The organism is Baekduia sp., from assembly GCF_035685985.1.
Lineage (GTDB): Bacteria > Actinomycetota > Thermoleophilia > Solirubrobacterales > Solirubrobacteraceae > Baekduia.
On record NZ_DASRZV010000028.1, the window covers coordinates 159,738 to 174,115 of the forward strand.

The 14,378-nt window shown below is 71.7% G+C and carries 17 protein-coding genes and 1 tRNA gene; 2 read left to right on the forward strand and 16 right to left on the reverse strand.

Features of this window, described 5'->3' with window-relative positions; translation table 11 throughout:
• Positions 1–103 precede the first annotated feature (103 nt).
• Complete coding sequence (locus tag VFG42_RS18435; RefSeq protein WP_324910240.1) at positions 104–940, forward strand: pentapeptide repeat-containing protein; 837 nt, start codon at positions 104–106, stop codon at positions 938–940.
• Here VFG42_RS18435 and VFG42_RS18440 read toward each other — a convergent pair.
• The 6 genes from VFG42_RS18440 to tatA form a co-directional block, all read right to left on the reverse strand.
• A complete protein-coding gene (locus VFG42_RS18440; protein WP_324910241.1) occupies positions 937–1,683 on the reverse strand; it encodes a hypothetical protein in 747 nt (248 codons plus the stop codon). The two genes, VFG42_RS18435 and VFG42_RS18440, sit on opposite strands and share 4 nt — an antisense overlap.
• Positions 1,684–1,743: 60 nt before the next feature.
• Positions 1,744–2,004 carry a helix-turn-helix domain-containing protein gene (locus VFG42_RS18445; RefSeq protein ID WP_324910242.1) on the reverse strand — a complete coding sequence of 87 codons (261 nt, stop codon included), beginning with the start codon at positions 2,002–2,004 and terminating at the stop codon, positions 1,744–1,746.
• Between the two features lie 678 nt (positions 2,005–2,682).
• Positions 2,683–2,755 (reverse strand) — tRNA-Lys (locus VFG42_RS18450).
• A gap of 51 nt (positions 2,756–2,806) precedes the next feature.
• Entirely contained in the window at positions 2,807–3,496 is a 690-nt protein-coding gene (locus VFG42_RS18455) for a hypothetical protein (RefSeq protein ID WP_324910243.1), read from the reverse strand.
• 5 nt (positions 3,497–3,501) lie between these two features.
• Positions 3,502–4,629 (reverse strand): twin-arginine translocase subunit TatC, encoded by a 1,128-nt coding sequence (tatC, locus tag VFG42_RS18460; RefSeq protein WP_324910244.1) that lies wholly within the window; start codon positions 4,627–4,629, stop codon positions 3,502–3,504.
• 3 nt (positions 4,630–4,632) lie between these two features.
• Positions 4,633–4,926: a twin-arginine translocase TatA/TatE family subunit gene (gene tatA, locus VFG42_RS18465; protein WP_324910245.1), complete on the reverse strand. Its 294-nt coding sequence runs from the start codon at positions 4,924–4,926 to the stop codon at positions 4,633–4,635.
• Between the two features lie 162 nt (positions 4,927–5,088).
• Here tatA and VFG42_RS18470 point away from each other — a divergent pair, with 162 nt between their 5' ends.
• On the forward strand, positions 5,089–5,544 hold the full coding sequence (locus VFG42_RS18470; RefSeq protein ID WP_324910246.1) for a hypothetical protein: 456 nt from the start codon (positions 5,089–5,091) through the stop codon (positions 5,542–5,544).
• An 84-nt stretch (positions 5,545–5,628) separates the two neighbouring features.
• Here the strand turns inward: VFG42_RS18470 and VFG42_RS18475 are convergent, their stop codons facing one another.
• The 10 genes from VFG42_RS18475 to VFG42_RS18520 form a co-directional block, all read right to left on the reverse strand.
• A complete protein-coding gene (locus VFG42_RS18475) occupies positions 5,629–6,645 on the reverse strand; it encodes a polyprenyl synthetase family protein (RefSeq protein ID WP_324910247.1) in 1,017 nt (338 codons plus the stop codon).
• 27 nt (positions 6,646–6,672) lie between these two features.
• A complete protein-coding gene (ubiE, locus tag VFG42_RS18480; RefSeq protein ID WP_324910248.1) occupies positions 6,673–7,455 on the reverse strand; it encodes a bifunctional demethylmenaquinone methyltransferase/2-methoxy-6-polyprenyl-1,4-benzoquinol methylase UbiE in 783 nt (260 codons plus the stop codon).
• A 4-nt stretch (positions 7,456–7,459) separates the two neighbouring features.
• Complete coding sequence (locus tag VFG42_RS18485; RefSeq protein ID WP_324910249.1) at positions 7,460–8,212, reverse strand: c-type cytochrome; 753 nt, start codon at positions 8,210–8,212, stop codon at positions 7,460–7,462.
• On the reverse strand, positions 8,209–9,012 hold the full coding sequence (locus VFG42_RS18490; protein WP_324910250.1) for a cytochrome b: 804 nt from the start codon (positions 9,010–9,012) through the stop codon (positions 8,209–8,211). Before VFG42_RS18490 ends, VFG42_RS18485 begins: the two co-directional genes overlap by 4 nt.
• Positions 9,013–9,017: 5 nt before the next feature.
• Complete coding sequence (locus tag VFG42_RS18495; protein WP_324910251.1) at positions 9,018–9,704, reverse strand: ubiquinol-cytochrome c reductase iron-sulfur subunit; 687 nt, start codon at positions 9,702–9,704, stop codon at positions 9,018–9,020.
• A gap of 108 nt (positions 9,705–9,812) precedes the next feature.
• Positions 9,813–10,352, reverse strand: a complete 540-nt coding sequence (locus tag VFG42_RS18500) for a hypothetical protein (RefSeq protein ID WP_324910252.1) — start codon at positions 10,350–10,352, stop codon at positions 9,813–9,815.
• Positions 10,353–11,642, reverse strand: a complete 1,290-nt coding sequence (gene hemL / locus VFG42_RS18505) for a glutamate-1-semialdehyde 2,1-aminomutase (RefSeq protein WP_324910253.1) — start codon at positions 11,640–11,642, stop codon at positions 10,353–10,355.
• A complete protein-coding gene (locus tag VFG42_RS18510; RefSeq protein ID WP_324910254.1) occupies positions 11,642–12,721 on the reverse strand; it encodes an AsnC family transcriptional regulator in 1,080 nt (359 codons plus the stop codon). The genes hemL and VFG42_RS18510 overlap by 1 nt, the downstream gene beginning before the upstream one ends.
• Complete coding sequence (gene hemB / locus VFG42_RS18515) at positions 12,709–13,689, reverse strand: porphobilinogen synthase (RefSeq protein WP_324910255.1); 981 nt, start codon at positions 13,687–13,689, stop codon at positions 12,709–12,711. Before hemB ends, VFG42_RS18510 begins: the two co-directional genes overlap by 13 nt.
• Positions 13,690–13,772: 83 nt before the next feature.
• Positions 13,773–14,363 carry a GNAT family protein gene (locus VFG42_RS18520; protein WP_324910256.1) on the reverse strand — a complete coding sequence of 197 codons (591 nt, stop codon included), beginning with the start codon at positions 14,361–14,363 and terminating at the stop codon, positions 13,773–13,775.
• Between the last annotated feature and the right edge of the window lie 15 nt (positions 14,364–14,378).

Here is a 14,378-nt window from a genome sequence, read left to right on the forward strand (position 1 = left end):
GAGCGCTTCAGGACCGACGACCATCTCACCGGCTTGCGCAGCATCTGCAGCGGACCGTTCAGACGCGTTCGCGGCCGTCGGCGTGTGCAGCTACGTTGGCGCGATGCGTCCCGTGCGCTCACCCAAGCTCGTCGTCGCGCTCGTCGGCCTCTTCGCCGCGCTGCTCGTCGCCGCGGTGCTGCTGCCGGTCGTGCTGATCCACAACGACGCCGCGCTGAGCCGCGACCAGACGCTGAAGGCGCGCAACGACCTCCGTGGCTCGCTCATCCAGACGCTCGCCGCCGTGGCCGTGGTGGCCGGCGCGACGGCCACGTGGCGCGGGCTGCAGGCCACGCGCGACGGGCAGGCCCAGGACCGGCTCAGCAACGCGCTCCTGCGCCTGGAGTCCGAGAAGCCCGAGGCGCGGATGGCGGCGATCCACGACCTGACGACGCTGGCCACGCGGGAGCCGGACCGCGCGCAGGGCACGCTCGACGTGCTCGTGACCTACCTGCACCACACGCTGCCCCGGACCGACGCGCCACAGCCGCCGGGCAGCGCGGGGGAGCGCCGAGCCGCGGCGAAGGCCCTGCGCACCCTGGCCAACGCCGCGCTGTGCGCCGACCTCGACCTGAGCGTCCTCGACCTGCGCGAGATGGACCTCAGCAGCGCCGACTTCCGCGGCGCGAACTTCGCCCGCAGCGACCTCCGCGGCGCCGTCCTGCGCGGCTCGCGGCTCCAACACGCCCATCTGGCCAAGGCGCGGCTCGAGGGCGCTCGGGCCGAGCGCGCGAACTTCGAGGGCGCGAACCTGACGCTCGCACGGGTCGCCGACCTGCACCTCGCGGGCGCGCGGTTCGACCAGCGCACGAAGCTCACCGGCGCGAACATCGCGGACGCCGACGCGTCCGGCGCGTACGGGCTCGTGCCGCCCGACAGCTTCCCGTCCGGGCAGGCTTAGCCCGGCAGCCGGTCCACGAGCGCGTGGAGGCGCACGACGTCCACGACACGCGAGCCGCTCTCGTACCGATGCGGATCAGCGCCAACCAGCGCCGAGCCCTCCGCGCCGACCTGCCGTGCGCCGACCAGCAACGCCACGGCCAGCACGCGGTAGCGCGCGTCGTGCGGGCCGACCGGTCGGCCGGCGTGGGTGACGACCACGGTCAGGGGCTCCCCGACCACGTCGCTCTGCGCGTGCACCACGGCGACGGCCGCTCCGGCTTCGCCCCACGGCAGCAGCCGGTCGTGCTCGTGCGCGTGCAGGTCCGAGAGAAGATCGATGACTTCTTTGAGAAGCTCAGGATTGGTGACCAGGTACCACGGCGGGGCACCGAGCCCCAGGGCGCGCAGCTCCTTCAGCCGCGCCTCCCGCTCGGTCTGACGGTCCCGGAACGCCTCGACACCGCCCGCGACGGCGTCCTCCATCGACGCCCGGGCCGGCGGGGAAGCGTCCTCGGCGGTCCCTTCGAGCTCCGCATCGAGGTCGAAGGCGCCCTCGGCGTCGGGCCGGAACTCCTCCGGCGTCAGGCGCTCCGGGGTTGTCCATCGAGCTTCGCGAACGCGCGGGATGTCGTGTTCCAGCCACCCCGCCTCGAGCCACAGGAGGAATCGGTGGAGGGCGTCGTCCCGGTCGGCGTAGAGGAGCACCGCGAGGGCTTGCGCATCCAGCGCAAGGGGCTGCGGAGCCAAGGTCGTCGGCGCCATTGAGACACCAACATACCCATGTTCGTTCGAGGAAGCTGACCGTCTAAGCGGAAGGAGCGCTCAATGCGCGACCGGCGCCGCCGCCTCGGCCGCGGCGGCGGCCTCCTTGCGGAACTGCTTCGCCAGGTCGTAGTTCCCGCCGAGCACGCTCAGCAGCGCCAGCCGCGGAATCCGGTACTGCGCCCGTCGCTCGCCCCCCGGGAGCTTGACGTACGGGATGCGATCGCCCTTGATCCAGTTGAGGATCGTACGGCGATCCACGTTGAGCAGCTGCGCGGCCTCCTCGGTCGTGAGCAGGCGGTCCGGATCTGAGATGGGCATCGACATGGGGCTTCTTCGAACGACGTGCGATCCTTGGACGGGCCCAAGTTCGCTGTTTTCCTTGCGTCGTCCCAATGTGGCCTGGGCTGCACGTGACGGCAAACGCCTGGAGGGCCGGGTCGGCCGATGGAGGGCCATCATGGGCCTTGGAGGACAGGGGAGGCGATTGGGAGGGCCGGTTGAGGGCGAGCTTGTCGCGGCGGCGGAGGGCGGAGCCGTCGAGGTGGCCGCCGTGGTCGCCGGGGAAGACGAGGGCGTCGTCGGTGACGGCCGTCCCGAGGCGGGCGAGGGTCTCGGCGACCTGGGGTGCCATGGGGTCGGAGCGGAGCTTGCCGCTCTTCGGCGTGGTGAGGGCGCCGGCGGCGTCTTGCCCGGACTCGGCGGCGCGGACGAGGGCCATGACCTCTTCGGGCTGGACACGTCGAGGTTGACGTGTCGTGGTTCGCGCATGCGCTTCTTCTGGACCTGCCGACCGTCCGGCAGGCGGAACTTCGCGTACCAGACGGGACCGGCGGCCCGGTCCACGCGGAACACGTGCCCGCTGATCGAACGGGCTCGACGCAACTGGAAGTTCGACACCAACAACCATCCCTCTCGGGACACATCCGGGACACGTCCGCTGCTTCAGGGATGGCGCGAGAACGACAAAAGCCCGGCACACGCCGGGCTTCTCGTCCATGCCCCCACTAGGAATCGAACCTAGAACCTTCGGATTAAGAGTCCGCTGCTCTGCCAGTTGAGCTATAGGGGCGAGGCGGGAAAGGATAGCGAGGAGGCGGTGGTGGGCGCCTCCTCGTTCGGGTCAGGACGAAGGGGTCGTGGAGGAGGGTGAGGCGGTGGCGGAGGCGGCGGTGCGGGCCGCGTCGAGCTGGGCCTTGATCTGCTCCTTGTCGTCCTTGGAGGCCAGCGAGAGGGCCTTCTTGGACGAGAGCTCGGCCTTGCGGGTCTGGCCGGCCTGGTAGGCCAGCGCGGCGAGCTGGACGTAGAGCTGGGATGTCGGCTGGCGGTTGTCGACGATGATCTCCATCGCGTTGACCGCCTTGTCGGGCTGGTTGAGCCCGTACTGGCCGTAGGCCTGCACCATCAGCGACGCGACGGTGTCGTCGGGCTTGTCGGTGAGCGTCTGGTACTTCTCCCAGGCCTGGGAGGCCGCCTGCAGCTCCTCCTTGCCCTTGTCGGTGAAGACGCCGTTGACCTGGTCGAAGCCGTCGCCGACCGACGCCTGCTGGAAGCGCACGCGGGTCAGCTCGGCCCACGCCTTGGGATCCTGCGGCCGGGCCTGGACGGCCTTCTCCGCCACGTCGACACGCTTCTTGAACGTGTCCGACACGCTCTGGCTGCCGGAGTCGTTCTTGAACGCGTCCAGAAGACCGCCGCTCGTGGCGCCACCGACGCCGAACAGCACCAGGCCGCCACCCATCAGGATGGCCAGGCCGAGGTAGATCCCCTGAACGAAGCGGCGGCGTCCCCGGCCGCGGAGGTCGAACAGCATGCTGCTCAGTCTAGATCGTTCGGGACGTGCGTAACCGCACCGGACGAACGGCCTGCCGCCTCGTCATCGGTGTCGCCCCGCTCGTCGTCGGAATCCTCGTCGTCGTCATCGTCCCCGAACTCGAGGAATCCGAAGCGCGGCTCGCCCTTGGGCTCGAAGATCCGGCCCAGGATCAGCGAGATCTCGTACAGCACCACCAGCGGCGCCATGGCGATCAGCATCGTGAACGGATCCGGCGTCGGGGTCACCACGGCGGCGATCACGGCGAACAGGATCAGCGCGTAGCCGCGCCACGCCCGCAGCTGCTTGATCGTCACGATCCGCAGGCGCACGATCGCCAGCACGCCGACCGGGATCTGGAACAGGACGCCCATCCCCGCCAGCAGCAGCGTGCTGAAGCGGTAGTAGTCCTTCGCCTGGACGAGGATGTCGAAGGCGCCGTCGTTGTAGTTCTGCAGGAAGTTGACGGCCCGGGGCAGCGCCAGGAAGTAGCCGAAGACCACGCCCGCGATGAACAGGAACGGCACGAGCGCCATCAGCGGCAGCGCGACCCGCTTCTCCGCCGCCGAGAACGCGGGCAGGATGAACGCGTACAGCTGCCAGAGGATGAACGGCAGCGCCACCAGCAGCGCCGCGTAGGCGCTGACGGTGATCGTCGTCAGGAACGGCTCGGTCACGCCGAGCGTCACCGGCTGGCGACCGGTCGACGCCTTCGGCGTCAGCTTCGCGGCCTGCGCCGCCGACAGCGCCTGCGCGCGCGTCGACTTCGCCGCGGCGGCCGCCTGGGCCCGGGCCGACGCCGAGAGGCCCTTCTCCTGGGAGAGGCGGTCCAGCGTCCGGGCCGACGTCGCCAGCGACGGCACCGACTGCTTCAGGTACTTGCCGACGGCCTCGTCGAAGCATCCCGACCGCTCCAGCGCGTCGTCGGCCTTCTTGCCGCCCTGGCAGTCGACGCGATGCGCCTTGTCCAGCGGCTTGTTGACGATGTGGAGGACCCGGTCGTTCTGCCAATAGCAGACGCTGAACGCGACGACGAACGCGAGCAGCGAGAAGATGATCCGGGTGCGCAGCTCGTCGAGGTGCTCGACGAGGCTCAGCCGATCATCGTGTCCGACGGGCCGAAAGGCGGGCAAGTACTACCCGCCGGGGCGCGTGGCGGGCTCGTCCCGCTCGCCGACCGGCGCGCGCGTGGCGTCGGGCGTCGGGTCGAGCACGTCGGCCTGCTGCGCACGGGTCAGCTCGGGCTTGCGAGCGGCGGTGGCGTCGTCGTCGCCGCCGTCCTCGTCGCCTCCCTTGCCCTGGATGGAGTCCTTGAACTCCCGCATGCCGCCGCCGAGCTGTCGTCCGAGCTGAGGCAGGCGCTTGGGCCCGAAGACGAGCAGGATGATGACGAGGATGATGAGCAGTTCTGGGACGCCGAGTCCGGCCATCGAGGAGCCTCCGTGGGTGGGGGTGACAGGGTAACGCGACAAGGCCCGAACCGGCTCACCCGAGGGCGGTATCCGCACGCGGACGAATGGTCTATCGGAGGTTCAAGCCGAACCGGCCGGTGACCGATCACCGGACTGTCAGCGCCACCCCCTTTCGAGACGATGAGCCTCCACGACCCACGCCACTACGTCCGCCGCGTCGTCCTCCCCTCGGGCAAGACGATCGAGGTCGTCTACTTCGAGGACCAGAACGCCCCCACGGCCGAGGCCACCTCGGCCCTGGCCCCCGCCCCGGCGGCGGCGCCCCCGCACCACGACGAGGCGGCCACCGACCTCCACGTCTGCGGCTCCTGCGACTCCAACCTGGTCTACCCGACCGAGTGGGAGGAGGCCGGCGCGACCCATTGGGAGGTCACGCTGCGCTGCCCGAACTGCGAGTGGGCCGGAACCGGCATCTTCGAGCAGGAGCTGGTCGAGCGCTTCGACGAGGAGCTCGACCGCGGCACCGAGGCGCTCGTCCGCGACCTCAAGCGCCTGGCGCACGCCAACATGGAGGACGAGATCGAGCGGTTCACCACCGCGCTGCTCGAGGACCACATCGTCCCCGAGGACTTCTAGGGCTCTCCAGCCTGTCACGCGGTATGTCCGTGATGCAGGGCGACGGGCCGGCTGGAAAGCCGGCCCGTTGTCGTTGAGCGCGCGTTACGAGTAGCGCGCGACGACGCCGTCGGCGACGAGCGTCAGCGCCGCCCGCTCGCGCTCGGCCAGGCCGGCCGGGATGACGGCCTTGGCGGCGGCGACGTGCTCCAGCGCGATCGCGCGCGCCGCGTCCAGCGCGCCGGTCGCCGCGATCCGGTCGCAGATCGCCTCGGCCTTCGGCGGCGTGTCGATCGCGCGCGGGTCGATCGCGCCGAGCCGCGGGTCGCGCTCCCGCGCCAGGATGAACGGCAGCGTGACGGTCCCGTCGAGCAGATCGGTGCCGCGGTGCTTGCCGGTCCGCTCGGCGGGCCCGGCGACGTCGAGGACGTCGTCGAGGATCTGGAACGCCAGGCCGATGCGCCGGCCGAACTCGCGCAGGGCCTCGGCGGGGTGGGTCGGTCCGTCTCCGTCGCCGCCCTCCAGCGCGCCGAGGATGCACGCGGCCTCGAACAGCCGCGCGGTCTTCAGCTCGCAGCGGCGCAGGTAGCGCTCCAGCGGGATCGTCGCGTCCCACGCGTCGGCGCGCTGCAGCAGCTCGCCGCCCGCCAGCGCGCTGCCGGCGTCGCTGAGCGCCCGCACCTGCTCCGCGGACCCGTTGCGGGCCAGCAGCGCGAACGCGCGCGCGAACAGCAGGTCGCCGGTCTGCGTGGCGGCCTCGCGGCCGGCGCTCGCGAAGACCGTCGGGCGGCCGCGGCGCAGCGGGGCGAGATCCAGGACGTCGTCGTGGACGAGCGTCGCGGAGTGCACGAGCTCGACGGCGGCCGCCGCCCGCACCAGGCCCTCGCCGTCGCCGCTCGGATGCCCGCCGGCGGCGAGGATCACCAGCAGCGGGCGCAGGCGCTTGCCGCCCGCGGCGATCGTCGCCCCCGCGTGCTCGGTGAGCACGGGCCCATGGCCCGACGCGACCTCGCGCAGCAGGTCCTCGACCCGCCCCAGCAGCGGCAGCACGTGCGCGCCGCCGGCGTGGACGAGAGCCGTGACCGGCCCACCACCCCCCGCGGTCTCCTCGGCGGCGCTCATCGGGCGCAGGCTAGTGGGCCGCGACCGCTAGTGCGGGCGCGAGCCGTTGGACGACGTCACGACCGGCCCCGCCGGCTTGGTGCCGACGTGCAGGGCGATGATCCCGCCCGCGGTGAGGATCCAGCGGATGTCCTGGAGGCCCGCGCGCGCCATCGACGCCGCCAGGCCGGGCGGCTCCGGGAACCGCTTGACGCTGTTGGGCAGGTAGTCGTAGGCCTGCGAGTCGCCCGCGAGCTTGCCGATCACCGGCACGATCCGGTCGAACCAGAGGCGGAAGAACGTCGACAGCGGCGGCTTCTGCGGCGTGGTGATCTCCAGGATCACGACGCGCCCGCCGGGCTTGACGACGCGCGCCATCTCGGCGATGCCGCGATCCAGGTCCGAGAAGTTCCGTGCCCCGAAGCCGACCGTCGACGCCGCGAACTCGCCGTCGGCGTAGGGCAGCTCGAGCGCGTTGCCCCACTCGAAGCGCAGCGCCGGCGCCTTGCGGCGCGCCAACTGCAGCATCTCCTCGGAGAAGTCGCTGCCGACGACCTCGCCGGCGGGCGCCACGCGCTCGGCCAGCTCGATCGCCAGGTCGCCCGTGCCCGTCGCCACGTCCAGGACGCGGTCGCCCGGGCCGACGTTGGCGAGGTCGGCCGCCCGCCTGCGCCACTGGTGGTGCAGGCCGGCCGTCATGACCGTGTTGATGAGGTCGTAGACCCGCGCGATGCGATCGAACATCGCGCGGACCTCCGGCTCGGGCAGCGTGCCGCGGTCGGCCGCGGGAGCCGGCCGGGACGCCGCGCTCCCGCCTCCGCTGCCGCTCATGTCGCTAGCCCCCGGACTTCAGCCGCCCGAGGAACGCCACGAGCGCCTGGAACTTCTCGGGCTCGTCCGCCTGCAGGCTCTTGAAGGACGGCATCGGCGCCGTCGGGTTGATCAGCGTGCGCTGGATGCCCGCGGCCGGGAGCCGGTCGGCGATGTCGGTCAGGTTCGGGCCTGGACCGGCGTTGCCGTTCTCTCCGACCTTGTGGCACGCCAGGCAGCCGGACTGGGCCATCACCTGCTTGCCCTGCTCGTACTGCTTGAGCACCGCTGGGCCCTCGGCCTTCACCGACGCCGGCGTCGCCATGTCGATCTCGGTCGGCGCGCCCGTGTGGGCGCCCTCGTAGGTGAGGTAGGCCATGGCGCCGATGATCAGCACCGCCGTGATCGTCGCGACGGGACGGCGCTCGGGCCGGCGCTCCGGGCTGCGGTCGTAGAACGGCAGCAGGAACAGCAGGATCATGCAGACCGTCGGGATGCCGATCGTCGCCAGGGCGACGAACTCCGGCGGCTTGACGACGCGCAGCAGCTCGAAGAGGAAGAAGAAGTACCACTCCGGACGCGGCGTGTACGTCGTCGTCGTCGGGTCGGCCTTCGGGCCCAGCTCGGCGCCGAGGACGATCGACAGCAGGATGATGACCGCGAGGACGACGCACGCCATGGCGCCGTCCTTGGCGACCGCATAGGGGAAGAACGGCTTCCCCTGGGCCTTGAGGATGGAGTACTCGCGGAGGTACTCCTCCTTCTCGCGCCGGTTCACGCCTTCTCCTCCACCAGCTCTTCGGGGACCTTCACCTTCTGCCACGGCGGCGCGGTCGTGCCGAGCCGCGCGACGAGGTAGAGGTGGGCGCCGATCAGGGCGCCGATGATGCCGGGCACCAACATCATGTGGATCGCGTAGAACCGCGACAGCGTCGTGGCGTTGAAGTCGGCGCCGCCGTTGAGGAAGTCGCCGAGGTACGGACCCACGATCGGGCCGGACGCCGTGATGTTGTTCGCCACGATCGTGGCCCAGAAGGACCGCTGGTCGAACGGCAGCAGGTAGCCCGTCAGCGCCATCACGAACGTGAGGATCAGCAGCGCCACGCCGATGACCCAGTTCAGCTCGCGCGGGTACTTGTAGGCGCCGAAGAAGAACGTCCTGGCCATGTGCAGGAAGATCAGGATGACCATCACCGACGAGCCCCACTTGTGCATGCCGTGCACGAACTCGCCGAGGAAGACGTCGTCGTTGATGTGGCGCACCGACTCGTAGGCCCCGCCGGCCGCGTCGGGCCGGTAGTACATGGCCAGGAAGACGCCGGTGATCGCCTGCGACAGGAAGGCGAACATCGTCGCCGAGCCCAGGGTGTAGAACCAGTTGGTGCCCTTCGGCACCTTGCGGAACAGCATCCAGCGAAGGCCGCCGGACAGCGAGGTCCGCTCGTCGATCCAGTCGACCGTGTACATGCCGGCCTCGGCGGCCTTGTCCAGCGGGCCCTGCTTGGGCGCGCCCGGACGCGGCGGCGCTGGGCGCAGCGACGGCGGGATCGGAGGGGCGGGGAGCTTGAGCTTCGGCATGAGTCCTAGTCCTGCGGGAGCGAGTCGAGCTTCCGGATCGTCGGCCGCGACGGGTAGAGGAGCGGGCCGATGCCGTCGAGCGGCTCACCCGGGTTGCGCGGCGAGAAGCGCTTGAGCTCGCGGTTGACCGAGAAGCGCGGGCCGATCTCGACCTGCCCGTTGCGCACGCGGTTGTAGAAGCGGTCCAGCGGCCGGACGGGCGGGCCGCCGTCGACCTTGCCCTGGAAGTCGTAGACCCCGCCGTGGCACGGGCAGATGAAGCGCTGCGCGGCGTCGGTGTAGCGCACCGGGCAGCCGAGGTGCATGCAGCGCGTGGAGATCGCCACGAACTGCTCGCTCTCGAACCCCTTGGGGAGCTTGTCGGTGTCGAGCTCCGGGTTGCGCTTGCGGATGTAGACCGTGCTCTTGCCGGCCTGGCCGATGCCGTCGACGAGCGTGATCACCTTGGGCACGTAGGTGTCGTCCGGGAACTCGTCGGGGGACCCGACGGGCTGCCAACGCATCTTGTGCTCTTCGAAGAGCGGGCCGAGCGCGAACCCGAGCGAGGGCAGCAGGATCGCGGAGGTGGCGATGGCGCCCGTGGCGTGCGCCGTCCCGACCATGAAGCGGCGCCGGGTGACGGTCTCGCCTTCGAACGCCCCGGGGATGCCCCGGTCGGCGGTGTACTTGCTTTTGGCTTGCTTCTTGGGCACTGGTGTTGTCCTGTCCGAGGGACGCGCGATCCTGTTGGACGGCATCCGGCTCCGGAAATCTATCGCGAGGTCCCCGTCGGGGCGGTGCCCCTCGGGAGGGTGGTCAGCTCAAAGGGCGGGCGCGAGGTCGCCGGCGACCTGGCGGGCCGCCGCGACGAGGCGCTCGGCCGCGTCGTTCTCGCCTGCAACGGCGCCGTTTTTGGCGGCCTGAAGCGCGTCGCTGGGCCCCCAGCCGACCTCCGCGCAACCGGCCGCCCAGACCGCGTCGGCGAGCGCCGGGTCCCGGCTCGACTGCGCCTGCGCGGAGAGCGCGATGAGGTCCGAGAGAGCGGCCACGGCGACGAGGTCGCCGGCGGCCGCGAGGCGCTCCAGGCCCAGCGCGTAGAGCCGGTCGCCGGCCAGCAGCGCGAGGTCGTCGTCGTCCCGCGACATCAGTCGTGGCGCGCCGTAATGCAGCAGGTAGCCCTCGCGGACGGCCTCGAGGACCAGCGGCAGGTCGGCGGGGTGGCCGTCGGCGCGCGGGCCGCGCGCGACCGCGTCCCCGTAGGGCGTCCGAAGCCGGTCCCACCCGCCGTCGGCGTGCAGCGCGTCGGCGAGCAGGCCGCCGTCCTGACGGACGAGGTCCGCCAGGCGTTCGAGGACCGACACTCAGCCGACCTCGCCGAAGGCGGCGGCAGCGGCGTCCAGCGTGCGGTCCAGGTGCTCGGAGGTGTGCGCCAGCGACGGGAACCACGCCTCGTACTGCGACGGCGGCGGGTAGACGCCGCGCGCCAGCAGCGCGCGGCACCAGGCCGCGTAGGCGTCGTGGTCGCACCGCTGCGCGGTGGCATAGTCGCGCGGCGCGGTCTCCGCGAAGAAGACCGTCAGCAGCCCCGGGACCGACGTGACGCTGACCGGCACGCCCGCCGCGGCGGCCGCGTCGCGCAGGCCGGCGGCCAGCGTCTCGGTCGTCGCGCGCAGGCGCATGTAGGCGGCCTCGTCGAGCATCCGCAGCGTCGTCAGCCCGGCGGCGACCGCCAGCGGGTTCCCGCTCAGCGTGCCCGCCTGGTAGACGTCGCCGGCCGGCGCGACGCGCTCCATCAGCGCCCGCGAGCCGCCGTAGGCCGCGGCCGGCAGCCCGCCGCCGACGACCTTGCCCATGACCGTGAGGTCGGGCGTGACGCCCTCGCGCTCCTGGGCGCCGCCCGGCGCCACGCGGAAGCCCGTGATGACCTCGTCGAAGATCAGCAGCGCGCCGGTCTCGTCGGCCTTGTTGCGCAGCAGCTGGAGGAAGTTCTCCACCGGCGGGACCAGACCCATGTTGGCCGGGTAGGGCTCGGCGATGACCGCGGCCAGCTCGTGCTCGGCGAACGCGCGGGCGACGGCCTCGCCGTCGTTCCACGGGACGATCACGGTCTCGTGCGTGGCGGACTCGGGGACGCCCGGCGAGGCCGGGATGCCCTGCGTGGCCAGGCCGCTGCCCGCCTGCGCGAGCAGCCCGTCGACGTGGCCGTGGTAGGCGCCGGCGAACTTCAGCAGCGTCGTGCGGCCGGTCGCGGCGCGCGCCAGGCGCAGCGCGCTCATCGACGCCTCGGTGCCCGAGGACGTCATCCGCACCATCTCGACCGACGGGATCCGCCGCGCGATCTCCTCGGCGATCTCGACCTCGCCGGCCGTCGGCGCGCCGAACGTCGTGCCGCGCTGGGCGGCCTCGAAGACGGCGGCGAGGATCTCGGGGTGCGCGTGGCCGTGGATCAGCGGGCCCCACGAGCAGACGTAGTCGACGTAGCGGTTGCCGTCGACGTCGACGATCTCGGCGCCCTCGGCGCGGTCGATGAAGATCGGGTCGCGCCCGATCGCCCGCATCGCGCGCACCGGCGAGTTGACCCCGCCGGGCAGGCGCTGCAGCGCGCGCTGGTACAGCTCGGCGGATTTCGCGTCGGTCAGGGAGACGGACATCAGACGCCCGCGTGCTCCCGCTCCCAGTTCTTGAAGTCCTCCGTGAAGTACAGGAGGCGCACCTTCTTGAACTCGGTCGAGGAGTAGAGCGTGGCCCGCTGCTCGATGCAGCCGATCTCGGCCTCGATCGCGTCGAGGATCGCGTCGCACTCCTCCTTGGAGCGCCCGTGGGCCATCGTGAACAGCTGGTAGGGCCAGTCGGCGTAGGTCGGGCGCTCGTAGCAGTGGCTGATGCCGCGGAAGGCGGCCATCCGCGACCCGGCCTCCAGGACGCGGTCCTCGGGCACCTTCCACACGCCCATGCCGTTGGCGCTGAAGCCGGCGCGGCGGTGGAAGAGGATCGCGGCGACGCGGCGCAGCAGGCGCCGCTCGACCATGCCCTCGAGGTGCGCGACGAGCTTCTCAACCGGCATGCCCAGCTCGCGGGCGGCGTCGGCGTAGGGCTCGGAGACGATCGGCAGGTCGCCCTGCGTGGCGCGGACGACGGCCCGATCCAGCTCGTCGTAGGGCTGGCGCTCGGTCTCGGCGGGCTCCACGGCCTCGGCGGCCTTGGCCAGCGCCTCGGTGCCGCCCGCCATGTCCAGGTCCATGCGGATCTTGAACAGCTTGAGCGTCGGCAGCATGCGGACGGACTCCGCGCCGGTCTGCTCCTTGAGGACCTCCAGCGTGCCCTCCAGGCCGAGCTTGGAGTCCGGCTCGGTGGCGACCGTGAACCACATGTTGAACTCGTGGTTGCGCAGGTAGTTGTGCGACACGCCCGGGTGCGCGTTGATGATCTTGGCCGGGCGCCACGGGTGCTCGGCGTCGACCTTGGCCGCGACGAGCATCGACTCGTAGCCGAACGCGCGCGTGTCGTAGATCGGCGTGACCTGGCGGATGATGCGCTGCTGGACGAGCTCGGCGACGCGCTTGAGGACCACGTCCTCCCGCACGCCCAGCGCCGTGGCGACCTCGGCGTACGGGCGCGGCACGATCGGGAACGCGCCCTGCATCGCGTTGAGGAGCTTCTTGTCGAACTCGTCCAGCGGGACGGCGGCGCCGTCCTTGCGCGAGCGGATCTTGGGGGTCACTGCAGCCACTGAGCGGCGTCCTTCGCGTAATAGGTGATGATGACGTCGGCGCCGGCACGGCGGATCGACGTGAGCGTCTCCAGCACGGCGGTCCGCTCGTCGAGATGACCAGTGGCCGCGGCCGCCTTGAGCATGACGTACTCGCCGCCCACGTGGTATGCGACGAGCGGCATGCGCGTCGTCTCCTTGACGCGCCAGAGCACGTCCAGGTAGGGGACGGCGGGCTTGACCATGACCATGTCGGCGCCCTCCTCGACGTCCAGCGCGACCTCGCGCAGCGCCTCGTCGGCGTTGCCCGGATCCATCTGGTAGCTCTTGCGATCGCCGAAGCTCGGGGTCGAGCCCGCGGCCTCGCGGAACGGGCCGTAGAAGGCGGAGGCGTACTTGGCGCTGTAGGCGACGATCGGCGTGTCGGAGAAGCCCTCGGCGTCCAGCGCGGAGCGGATGGCCCCGACGCGGCCGTCCATCATGTCGCTGGGCGCGACGGCGTCCGCGCCCGCGCGCGCGTGGGAGATCGCGGTGCGGGCCAGCAGCTCCAGCGACGCGTCGTTGTCGACGACGCCCTCGGGCGTCAGGCGCCCGCAGTGGCCGTGGTCGGTGTACTCGCAGAGGCAGACGTCGGTGAGCACGACCATGTCGGGGTGCGCGGCCTTGATCGCGCGCGTGGCCAGCTGCACGGCGCCCTCGTCGTCCCAGGCGCCGGTGCCGTCGGCGTCCTTCTCGGCCGGAATGCCGAACAGGATCACGGCCGGGACGCCGAGCGCCAGCGCGCTTGCGGCCTCCTCGACGGCCGACGCGATCCCGTGGCGGTCGACGCCCGGCATCGAGGCGATCGGCGACCGGCCCTCCAGGCCCTCCTCCACGAAGATCGGCAGGATCAGGTCCGACGGCTGCAGCGTGGTCTCGCGCACGAGGTCGCGCAGCGCGCCGGTGCGGCGCAGGCGGCGCAGGCGCAGAGCGGGAAAGGCAGCGGGCATGTCGATCCAAAGCGTAGCCCGCGGGCGATGTCAGCTCAGGTGGCGCGGCGCCTTCCGGCCGGTCGGGCGTGGGCTCCGGCGCCTCAGCGGTCTCCGCGGGCGGCCTCCCAGTCCTCCAGCGTCATGGCGAAGATCTCGTGGTCCTCCCAGACGCCGTTGATGTTGAGGTACTTCAGCGCGCGGCCCTCGCGCCGGAAGCCGGACTTCTCGACGACGCGGATCGATCGGACGTTGCGCGGGATGACCGCGGGCTGGACGCGGTGCAGCCCGGCGTGGTCGAAGGCGAACTCGCAGATCAGCCGGACCGCCGAGGTGGCGTGCCCGCGCCCGCCGGCCGCGGCCGACACCCAGTAGCCGAGCGTCGCGTTGCGCCAGGCGCCGCGGACGACGTTGCCCAGCGCCATGCGTCCGATGATCGCGTCGCCCGCGCCGCGATCGAGCACCGCGAACGCGTAGCCGGTCCCCAGCTCCCAGGCCTCGACGTCGCGCTGCAGCGTCTCCAGCTGGCCCGCGCGCGTGTAGTGCGCCTCGGCGTGGATCGGCTCCCACGGCGACGTGTGCGGCCGGTTGGCGATCACCGCCTCGGCGAACTCCGTGGCGTCGGACGGCGTCAGCGGCCGGATCGCCGTGTGCTCGGCGTCGAGGCGGATGCGAGGGGGGACGTGGGCGAGCACCGAGGATGCGAACGT